Raw genomic sequence first — 352 nt, 5'->3', positions numbered from 1 at the left:
CATAAAACGGCACCACTTTATCATTAAGCATCTCTGCTGCCACCAATGCATTCTTGCGGTCATATAGCTTGGTAAAGGCAACTTTAGCATAAGTATCAATAAATGTTTGCTGATAAATATGACCTACCCCTTTGATGTTACCGACATAGTAAGTGTCTTGCGCACCAAGGTAACCAGGGTGATGGGTTTCTATTTCACCATGTGCTTTCTTTTCCTCTTTAGCCTTTTCCAGAGCTACGACCTGAGCTTCGGTCAAGACTAATCCTTCCTGTGCGGACTTAGCTTCTAATGCCTTTAAACGGAGTTGAAAGGTGTGAAGATCGTGGCGGAGCCAAATACTTCGGACTCCGCC

At 44.3% G+C, this 352-nt stretch carries 1 pseudogene; it reads right to left on the bottom strand.

The window, feature by feature from the left end:
- Window positions 1-352, bottom strand: a pseudogene (locus ACFE6N_RS23565) (IS481 family transposase); the annotation flags it as partial.

It is taken from the genome of Pedobacter sp. BG31 (assembly GCF_042464845.1).
GTDB classification, from domain to species: Bacteria; Bacteroidota; Bacteroidia; order Sphingobacteriales; family Sphingobacteriaceae; genus Pedobacter; species Pedobacter suwonensis.
This window is presented reverse-complemented; position numbering and strand designations above follow the sequence as displayed.